The organism is Nocardiopsis salina YIM 90010 (genome assembly GCF_000341025.1).
GTDB lineage: Bacteria > Actinomycetota > Actinomycetes > Streptosporangiales > Streptosporangiaceae > Nocardiopsis > Nocardiopsis salina.
This window is the reverse complement of sequence record NZ_ANBF01000241.1, coordinates 22,606-31,342: the sequence shown is the minus strand read 5'-3', so window position 1 is coordinate 31,342 and position 8,737 is coordinate 22,606. Positions and strand designations below refer to the sequence as shown.

Here is an 8,737-nt window from a genome sequence, read left to right as displayed (position 1 = left end):
TCCGAGGAGGAGGAGCGGGAGATGATCGAGCGCGCCATGGTCGAGGCCGAGAAGTTGGCCGAGACCATCGTGGACGCGGAGCTCCGCGGACGCCTTCACCGGCGACCGGGTGACGAGTAACCGTGGCCGGATGCGGCCAAGAGCCAGCATCCCCCTACTGACGGTTACTTTCGTTGCTGAACGTAATTGGATTAGGCCGAAAGCCTTCTTTCGGACACAAGTTCGATCTAAGCTAGAGCTCCCCGTCCCGCTCACGGGTCACATACGCAGCATGGCGAGGGGAGTCTAGATGCTGCATCCCCCTGCGACACACCGTGGTGTCCTTCTGTCCGTCATCGTCAGCGACAAGATGCCGACCACGAAGACCTTCGAGTTCGGCACTCTCGGGCCTGACTGGTACCTCGTCATCGTCAGGTACGGGGTTACCTTCGGTGAGCTCGTGCGCGCTTACCACCGGGCCCTACCGGGGTGGGCCCGGTGGCGCCTTTACACGAGCTTGGGCGTGATCGACCCCGCTGTGGATCTGGCCGACTACATCCGCACCCGCTGGTGGGACGAATCATGGGTCATCACCACGGACACCGAGTTCCGGGTCGCGGCAGCGGGCAAGGAGTCGGGGCTCCTGGTACCGCTACGCGGACCGGAACTCGCAATGGCTAGCTGAGAGCCCCACTGAGGGCATAGAACGCCCCCTGTCGCCACGGGAGACGACAGGGGGCGTTGTCGTGTCAGAGGTGATTCGCGATCCCGAGCCGCTGGGACTCCTGCCACGCCAGCCTGTCACGGGAGTCAGAGATGTACAGGCGGATCATCTGGTCGTTGACCCACCCGGCGCGAGCCATCAATGAGTCCGGGGAGCCGCCGGCACCAATGTGCCATGTCGCCATACTCCTTCGGAATCGGTGCGGGTGAACCGACTCTGCAATCCCAACACGTTCAGCTCGCCGGTTGAGCATGCCCTGTACGCCTCCACGAGTGAATCCTCCTCCGCGGTATCCGAGCCACAGCGCGGGGTCGTCGGCCAGGCGGTGTTTTGCCCGGTTGCGCAAGTACCGATCGATCGCGGTCGCGGTACGCGGAGCGATGTCGACGAAGTGCACTGCTCCGCCCTTAAGGCGCAGGCGGATCAACGGCGGGTCGTGATCGAGGAAGACGTCGTTGCGCCCCTTGTTGTCGAGGCCAGGGTGCTCGGAGGACCACCTCAGACCGAGGAGCCCACCCACGCGCATCCCCGTGTCAGCGAGGGTCCGGATGATGGCTGCGTCCCGCGTTTCTCGGAAACCGGTGCGCTCGCACGTGCGCAGCAGGGCAGATACCTCCTCTTGGGACAAAGGTGGGCGGCGCACGTCCTCGGGGTGGGGTTTTTCCACTTCAAGCATGGGATCTTCACCGGCTGACAAGAGTTTCTCGCGCACCACCCACGACCAGAAGGACTTGACGTTGCGATAGTGGTGGAGAGCGTTGTGGTTCGACGTAGCCTCGGCGATTTCCTGAAGCCAGTCTGTGACGTCGTCGCCCTCGACGGCTGTGACGGTCGTGGGCAGCTCTCGCTCGTCGAGCCAGGAAGCGAGTTTGTGGACGCTCTTGAGGTAGTTCCTGACGGTGTACGGACTAGCTGGGGCCTTCTTTTTGCCTGCGGTGCCAGCCTTGAGGGCGCGTGCCCAAGACCGAACGAGCGGCACCAGCTCTTCCTCTCGCTGCGACTTCTTACCCATGCACTACTCCTGCGGTGCGAGACGGCCAAGGAAGACTCGATAGTGCCTTCTACGACCGTCGTACTACGGGACAGATTTACTGAGACCCCGCATTTCCGCAGGTCAAGAACTTTCCATGCACGGATTCAGCTCGCAACTTGCAGTCACCTACTCAATGTAGTAGACGCCGGGAGCGCCCCGTGACCGGGGGCGGTCCGGTCGAGTCCCGGATCACCAGGTGTGAGGGCAGAACCACACGGTGCGGGTCGGTGAGCGTGCCGGACCGGGCTCCTCCGCGCAGCAGGAGTTCCACCGCGGCCCGGCCCGCGTGGTCGCCCGGGCCGGCCAGGGTGGTCAGCGACGGAACGCACAGGTCGGCGCCGAAGATGTTGTCGTAGCCGACCACACTGGCCTTCTCGGGGACACCCACGTCCCGCTCGGCCAGGCGCTTGAGCACACCGATGGCGAGCAGGTCGTTGTGTGCGACCAGGGCCGTGGCGTCCCGCGCCAGGGCGGCGTCGGCGGCGGCGCCCCCGGCGTCGGTCGTGGGCGGGAACGGGCCCAGGCGCTCGGCGGCCATGCCGTGCTCGGACGCGGCGGACCGGAGCGCTTTCCACCGGCGCCCGGCCGACCACGACTGCTGCGGTCCCGAGAGGTAGACCAGGGAGCGGTGCCCGAGCGAGGCGAGGTGGTCCACGATCTGGCCGGTGCCGGAGTCGTTGTCGACGACGGCGCTGGGGATGCCCTCGACCTCACGGTTGACGAGGGCGAGGTTGTGGTCGCGCGCCAGGTCGGTCACGGCCCCGCCGGGCAGGCGGCTCGCAGCGAGCACGAACCCGTCGACCGAACGCGACAGCCGCTCGATCTGGTCCTGCTCCTTGGCCGCCGATTCCTCGGTGTTACTCAGGATGAAGGTGAGGTCGGCCTGCCGGGCCCGCCCCTCGGCGCCGCGGATGGCACCGAAGAAGTGGGGGTTGGTGATGTCGGGGACCAGCATCGCGATGGTGGCCGTGCGGCCCGACTGCAGCGCGGAGGCCAGAGGGCTGGGCCGGTAGCCGAGACGCTCGGCGGCCGCGTGCACGTGCTCGCGGGTGGCCCTGTTGACCCGCCGGGGGTTGCTGAATGCGCGGGAGACCGTCGAGGCGGCCACCCCTGCCTCCCGGGCGACGTCGTAGATCGTGGTGCGCTTCGGTGAGCCCATGGCTCCGTTCCCCGTCCGACAGCTCCTGGAACGCGCCTCATTGCACCAGTATTGACAACAAATGGCAATCGCTTGCCATGGGTGGAATCGGACTAAAAAGGTTCACGAACACGTCACATCCGGCGCCTTGTCCCCCGCCCCACCTGGGACGGCGCCGGAGCACACACCTCCCCCGGACTGGAGCCTGGGATGTCCCCACCCGCGAAACCCGCGCCCTCCGCGGCAACGCCACCACGGCCGACACCGGTGCGGTGGCTGGAGAGGGCCGAGCTGGCCACCGGCGCCTTCTTCCTCGTGCTCGTCTTCGTGCTCATGCTGGTCCAGGCCGTCCAGCGCCATCTCCCGGTCGAGGGATGGGTGTGGACCGGTGAGCTCGCCCGCCTCGGCCTGGTGTGGCTGGCCTTCTCCCTCGTCGGGTACCTGGTCGGACGCGACGAGCACCTGACCCTGAAGCTCGTGGACATGGTCGCGGGCCCCCGGCTGCTTCGGGCCGTGTGGGTCTTCGCCAACCTCACCGTGGCTGCCATCGGCGTGCTGCTCATCGTCGAAGCGGTCTCGCTGGTCTTCGGCGATTCCCCGCTCAGCACCCCCGCACTGGAGATCCCGGTCGGCTGGACCTACCTCGTCCCCCTGGCCGGCCTGGCCCTGGCGGTGCTGCGGGCCGTGGTCAACGCGTTCCTGCCGGCCCCGCCGAAGGAGGAGGACCCCCGATGAGTGCTGCCCTGGTCGTCACGGGGATCCTCGCCCTGCTCCTGCTCCGGGTCCCCATCGCCTTCGCCATCCTGGGACCGACCCTGGTCTACATGGTGGCCACGGACCACTCCACCGGGCTCAGTCTGCGAACGGCCGCGCAGGAGATCGACAGTTTCCCTCTGCTGGCGGTGCCGCTGTTCATCCTGCTGGGTGTGGTGGCCAACCACACCGGGATCGCCGACCGCATCTTCTCCTTCGCACAGGCGCTGCTCGGCCGCGTACGCGGCAGCATGGGCTACGTCAACATCGGCGTGAGTGTCGGGTTCTCGTGGATGAGCGGCAGCGCCCTGGCCGACGTGGCCGGGATGGGCAAGCTCATGGTCCCGGCGATGACAGCCCGCGGGTACCCCCGCAGGTTCGCCCTCGGCCTGACCGCGGCGTCGAGCCTGATCAGCCCGGTGATGCCGCCGAGCATCCCGGCGATCGTCTACGCGTCCGTGGCGGCGGTGTCCACGGCCGCCCTGTTCGCGGCGGCCGTGGTCCCGGCCTTCCTCATCGCCGCCGGACTGGCGCTGAGCGTGTTCCTGTGGTCCCTGCGCCGACCTGACCAACGCGGCGAACGCGCCGAGCCCGGCGAGATCCGTTCCTCTTTCGTCCGGGTCCTCGGGCCGCTGGGTGCACCACTGGTCCTGTTCGGTGGCATCCTCAGCGGGCTGTTCACACCGACCGAGGCCGCGGCCGTGGGAACCGCCTACGTCGTCTTCCTGGGGCTGTGCTACCGCAGGCTGTCGCTGCCCGCCCTGGGCCGGATCGTCGTGGACACCGCCACAACCGCCGCCTCGATCGCGATCGTGCTGGCCGCCTCCGGACTGCTCGGCTGGGTACTGGCCCGCGAGCAGGTGCCACAGTCCATCGCCGAAGCGCTCATGGGCGTCACCGACAACCCGGTGGTGTTCCTGATCCTGGTCAACCTGTGCCTGATCCTCATCGGCACGGTGTTGGAACCGGTCGCCGCACTGGTGATCACGGTTCCGGTGCTGCTGCCCATCGCCGTGGAGTTCGGCGTCGACCCGGTGCACTTCGGTGTCATCACCATCGTGAACCTGATGATCGGCCTGCTCACCCCGCCCCTCGGCGGTGTGCTCTTCGTACTCGGTTCTTCGACCCGTACCCCGATGTCGGAGGTCTTCCGCGGGACCGCGCCGTTCCTGCTGCCCCTGCTCTGTGTCCTCACGCTGCTCACCCTCGCCCCGGACCTGGTCCTGTTCCTGCCGGAGTACCTGGGCCTGTAGCCGGTCCCGTGAAGGAGAAGCCCATGAGAAGCTCCCTGCGCCGGAGCGCCCTGATCCCCGTGGCCGCCCTCGTCCTCGCCGGGTGCGGCGCGGACGGGGACGGTACCGAGCCCACCCTGACCTTCACCAACTCCTACGCCGAGGACCACCCGCACACCCGGTGCGGTATCGATCGGGTCGCCGAGGAGGTGGAGGAGGCCGATGCCGGGTTCGCGATCGAGACCTTCCCCAACAGCCAGCTGGCCGGAAACACCGAGACCTTCCCCGCCCTGATGGACGGCGACGTGGACCTCGATGTGCAGGGGTCGGCCGCCCTCGGATCGGCCTACGAACCGATCGGGGTCTTCGACGCGGCCTACGCGTTCAGCGGCCCCGACCACTTGTTCTCCTTCTTCGACTCCTCGGAGACCGACGAGGTCGAGGAGGGCTTCGAGCAGGAGACCGGGGCCAAGGTCCTGGACCTGTGGTATTTCGGCGACCGCCACATCACCGCGAACTCGCCCGTGCTCTCCCCCGGTGATCTGGAGGGCCTGCGCATGCGCTTCCCCGATTCACCGATCTACCTGGACAACGCCGAGGCCCTGGGCGCCTCCCCGACGGCGGTCGCCTTCGAGGAGGTCTATCTGGCACTGCAGCAGGGCACCGCCGACGGGCAGGAGAACCCGATCACCACCGTGGACGGGGACAACTACGCCGAGGTGCAGAGCCACATCAGCCTGACCTCCCACCAGATCGGCTCGCAGATGGTGGTGGTCTCGGCCGAGACCTGGGAGCAGCTCGACGGGGAACAACAGCAGATCCTGCAGGAGGCGGTCTCCGACGTCCGCGAGGAGAACCGCGCCTGCATCGAGGAGTCCGAGCGCGAGATCCTCGCCGGATGGGAGGCCGACGACGCCATCGAAGTGGTGGACGACGTCGACACCGACGCCTTCCGCGAGCAGGCGCGCGCGTACTTCCTCGAACACCTCGAGGGCGAGGGGCTGGACCTGTACGAGGCCGCCCTGGACGCCGAGGAGACAGCCACACATCCGACCCCTGACAGGGAGGAACCATGAGGCGTTCCATCGCAACCGTCTCGTTGAGCGGGACCTTGGAGGAGAAGCTCCGGGCCGCCGCACAGGCGGGCTTCGACGGCGTCGAGATCTTCGAGAACGACCTGGTCGCCTCGCCGCTGCCGCCGCGGGAGATCCGTGCCCTGGCCTCGTCGCTGGGCCTGGGTGTCGATCTCTACCAACCCTTCCGTGACTTCGGCGGGGTCACCGAGGAGCAGCTGGCCGCCGACCTGCGCCGGGCGGAGGCCAAGTTCGCACTTATGGTGGAACTGGGCGCCGACACCCTCCTGGTGTGCTCCAACACCGCCCCGGACGCGATCGACGACGATGCTCTGGTCACCGAACAGCTGTACCGGTTGGCGGAGGCCGCACGCCCCTACGGGGTGCGCATCGCCTACGAGGCGCTGGCGTGGGGCACGCACGTGTCCACCTACGGGCACACGTGGGACCTGGTGCGCCGGGCAGACCACCCCGGGCTCGGGGTGTGCCTGGACAGTTTCCACGTGCTCTCGCGCGGCGACGACCCGGCGGGCATCAGGGACATCCCGGGCGAGAAGATCTTCTTCCTGCAGTTGGCGGACGCTCCCCGATTGGCCATGGACGTGCTGCAGTGGAGCCGCCACCACCGGTGCTTCCCGGGGCAGGGCGACTTCGATCTGACCGCGTTCACCGACCACGTGCTCGCGGCCGGCTACGCCGGGCCGCTGTCGTTGGAGGTCTTCAACGACGTCTTCCGGGCCGCCGACACCGGACGGACCGCCGCCGACGCGCACCGTTCGCTCGCGCTGCTGGAGGACGCGGTGGTCCGGCAGCGCGAGGAGAGCGGGGACGCGGTTCCGGAGCAGTTGGTACGCCTGCCGGACCCGGTTCCGCCTCGCCGGTTCGCTTTCGTGGAGATGGCCGCGGACACCTCGGCCACCGGCGAAGCCCGCGCGGTACTCGAGGCGCTCGGGTTCACGCACACCCGCGACCACCGGTCCAAGCCGGTCGAGCTGTGGGAACACGGCGGGACCCGGATCCTGCTCAACGCCACCGATCCCCGGCTCGGCCACACCTGGGACCGGGCCGCGGCGATCACCGCGGTCGGGTTGGACACCGAGCTCCCCGACCGGGCCCTGGAGCGCGCCGGCACCCTGTCCGCCCCGCCCCTGCCCCGTCGGCGGGACCCGGCCGAGACCGACCTGCACGCGGTCGCCGCCCCCGACGGCACGGCCGTGTTCTTCTGCCAGGACGCCGGCCCGGGCGACCAGGCCTGGCTCGACGACTTCTCCGCGCCCGCGGTGCACCACCCCCGCGACGAGGCCGGGCCGCGGCTGACCGGCATCGACCACATCGGGCTGCACCAGCCCTTCGACCAGTTCGACGAGGCCGCGCTGTTCTACCGTTCGGTGCTGGGTCTGAGCCCGTCGGAGAGCACCGACCTGGCGGCCCCGGACGGTCTCGTGCGCAGCCGGGCGCTGGTGCACCGCGCGTCGGGGCTGCGGATCGCGCTGAACGTGTCGGTGCTCGGTTTCGGTGAGCACACACGCGCGGCCGGGGGTGCACAGCACATCGCGCTGGGCTGCGAGGACGTCTTCGCCGTGGCCGAGGCCATGCGCGAGCACGGGCGCCCTCCTCTGCGCGTTCCGGACAACTACTACGCCGACCTGGCCGCACGCACCGACCTGGCCCCGGCGACAGTGGAACGCATGCGCGAGCACGGGGTCCTGTACGACCGTGATCCGGTCACCGACGCGGAGTTCTGGCACTGTTACACACCGCTCCTGGACGGCCGGCTGTTCTTCGAGGTGGTGCAGCGCGGCGCCGGGTACGAGGGTTTCGGTGCCCGCAACACCCCCGTACGGATGGCCCTGCACCGTGCGGAGCGTGACTCGTGAGCGATCCGTTGTCCACACGCCCCGAGGGTGTCGCGTTCCTGCTCGGACTCATCGGCTCGGGCATCGGGCCCTCCCTCACCCCACCCATGCACGAGCGGGAGGCCGCCGAGCTGGGGCGGCCCCTGGAGTACCGCACTCTCGACATCGACGAACTCGGCTCCGCACCCGAGGACGTGGGAGAGCTGATGCGCTCCGCACGTCGTCTCGGGTTCGACGGTCTCAACATCACCCATCCCTGCAAACAGCTGGCCCTGCACCACCTGGACGGCCTGACCCCCGACGCGCAAGCGTTGGGCGCGGTGAACACCGTGGTCTTCGGTGACTCCGGGGTGCAGGGCCACAACACCGACTGGTCGGCGTTCGCGCGCTCGCTGGAGTCAGGGCTGCCCGGCGCCCCGAAGGACCGTGTGCTCCTGCTGGGCACCGGCGGGGCCGGCGCGGCGGTCGGGTACGCGCTGATGCGTGCTGGTACCGGAGAGCTGGACGTGGCCGACCCGGACCCCGACCGTGCCGAGCTCCTGGCCGCCAACCTGCGCGGCCTCTTCCCCGGCCGGGTGTGCCGCGCGGTGCCCACACGCCATGTGGCCGACACCGCGCGGGTCTCGGACGGGCTGGTCAACGCCAGCCCCGTGGGGATGGCCCACCACCCGGGCACGCCCCTGCCGACGGAGCTGCTGCGCCCGTCGATGTGGGTGGTCGACGTGGTCTATCGGCCGCTGGAGACCGAGCTTCTGGCGGCGGCACGCCAGCTCGGGTGCCGGGTACTCAGCGGGAAGGGGATGGCGGTCCACCAGGCGGCCGAGGCGTTCGGCCTCATCACCGGGCTGGTACCCGACCGCGACCGGATGCTGGCCCACTTCGACGGGCTCGAGCGGGCGAGCGCGCCGGCCTGAGGACGGCCCTCCCCGGACGACCGTTGCCTCAGTGC

8 protein-coding genes are annotated in these 8,737 nt (G+C 69.1%); 6 read left to right on the top strand and 2 right to left on the bottom strand.

What is annotated here, in order from left to right; all coding sequences use genetic code 11:
* Window positions 1-289 precede the first annotated feature (289 nt).
* Window positions 290-664 (top strand): hypothetical protein, encoded by a 375-nt coding sequence (locus D474_RS0126335; RefSeq protein WP_017616473.1) that lies wholly within the window; start codon window positions 290-292, stop codon window positions 662-664.
* 64 nt (window positions 665-728) lie between these two features.
* On the opposite strand, the gene D474_RS0126330 is transcribed toward D474_RS0126335, so the two are convergent.
* Both D474_RS0126330 and D474_RS0126325 read right to left on the bottom strand, forming a co-directional pair.
* A complete protein-coding gene (locus D474_RS0126330; protein WP_017616472.1) occupies window positions 729-1,715 on the bottom strand; it encodes a tyrosine-type recombinase/integrase in 987 nt (328 codons plus the stop codon).
* A gap of 151 nt (window positions 1,716-1,866) precedes the next feature.
* Window positions 1,867-2,895: a LacI family DNA-binding transcriptional regulator gene (locus D474_RS0126325; RefSeq protein WP_017616471.1), complete on the bottom strand. Its 1,029-nt coding sequence runs from the start codon at window positions 2,893-2,895 to the stop codon at window positions 1,867-1,869.
* 189 nt (window positions 2,896-3,084) lie between these two features.
* On the opposite strand from D474_RS0126325, the gene D474_RS0126320 reads away from it, so the two are divergent.
* From D474_RS0126320 to D474_RS0126300, 5 genes are read left to right on the top strand one after another with little or no spacing between them, the layout of a single operon-like run.
* Window positions 3,085-3,609 carry a TRAP transporter small permease gene (locus D474_RS0126320; protein WP_051051132.1) on the top strand — a complete coding sequence of 175 codons (525 nt, stop codon included), beginning with the start codon at window positions 3,085-3,087 and terminating at the stop codon, window positions 3,607-3,609.
* Complete coding sequence (locus D474_RS0126315; protein WP_017616469.1) at window positions 3,606-4,880, top strand: TRAP transporter large permease; 1,275 nt, start codon at window positions 3,606-3,608, stop codon at window positions 4,878-4,880. The genes D474_RS0126320 and D474_RS0126315 overlap by 4 nt, the downstream gene beginning before the upstream one ends.
* 23 nt (window positions 4,881-4,903) lie before the next feature.
* Entirely contained in the window at window positions 4,904-5,935 is a 1,032-nt protein-coding gene (locus tag D474_RS0126310) for a DctP family TRAP transporter solute-binding subunit (RefSeq protein ID WP_017616468.1), read from the top strand.
* Window positions 5,932-7,809, top strand: a complete 1,878-nt coding sequence (locus tag D474_RS0126305) for a bifunctional sugar phosphate isomerase/epimerase/4-hydroxyphenylpyruvate dioxygenase family protein (protein WP_017616467.1) — start codon at window positions 5,932-5,934, stop codon at window positions 7,807-7,809. The genes D474_RS0126310 and D474_RS0126305 overlap by 4 nt, the downstream gene beginning before the upstream one ends.
* Window positions 7,806-8,702, top strand: a complete 897-nt coding sequence (locus D474_RS0126300) for a shikimate dehydrogenase (RefSeq protein ID WP_017616466.1) — start codon at window positions 7,806-7,808, stop codon at window positions 8,700-8,702. Before D474_RS0126305 ends, D474_RS0126300 begins: the two co-directional genes overlap by 4 nt.
* Window positions 8,703-8,737: the final 35 nt, after the last annotated feature.

What these genes read in the sequence shown, in the direction of transcription:
- D474_RS0126335 (WP_017616473.1), top strand. Translation starts at nt 290, where the DNA reads ATGCTGCATCCCCCTGCGACACACCGTGGTGTCCTTCTGTCCGTCATC.
- D474_RS0126330 (WP_017616472.1), bottom strand. Translation starts at nt 1,715, where the DNA reads ATGGGTAAGAAGTCGCAGCGAGAGGAAGAGCTGGTGCCGCTCGTTCGG.
- D474_RS0126325 (WP_017616471.1), bottom strand. Translation starts at nt 2,895, where the DNA reads ATGGGCTCACCGAAGCGCACCACGATCTACGACGTCGCCCGGGAGGCA.
- D474_RS0126320 (WP_051051132.1), top strand. Translation starts at nt 3,085, where the DNA reads ATGTCCCCACCCGCGAAACCCGCGCCCTCCGCGGCAACGCCACCACGG.
- D474_RS0126315 (WP_017616469.1), top strand. Translation starts at nt 3,606, where the DNA reads ATGAGTGCTGCCCTGGTCGTCACGGGGATCCTCGCCCTGCTCCTGCTC.
- D474_RS0126310 (WP_017616468.1), top strand. Translation starts at nt 4,904, where the DNA reads ATGAGAAGCTCCCTGCGCCGGAGCGCCCTGATCCCCGTGGCCGCCCTC.
- D474_RS0126305 (WP_017616467.1), top strand. Translation starts at nt 5,932, where the DNA reads ATGAGGCGTTCCATCGCAACCGTCTCGTTGAGCGGGACCTTGGAGGAG.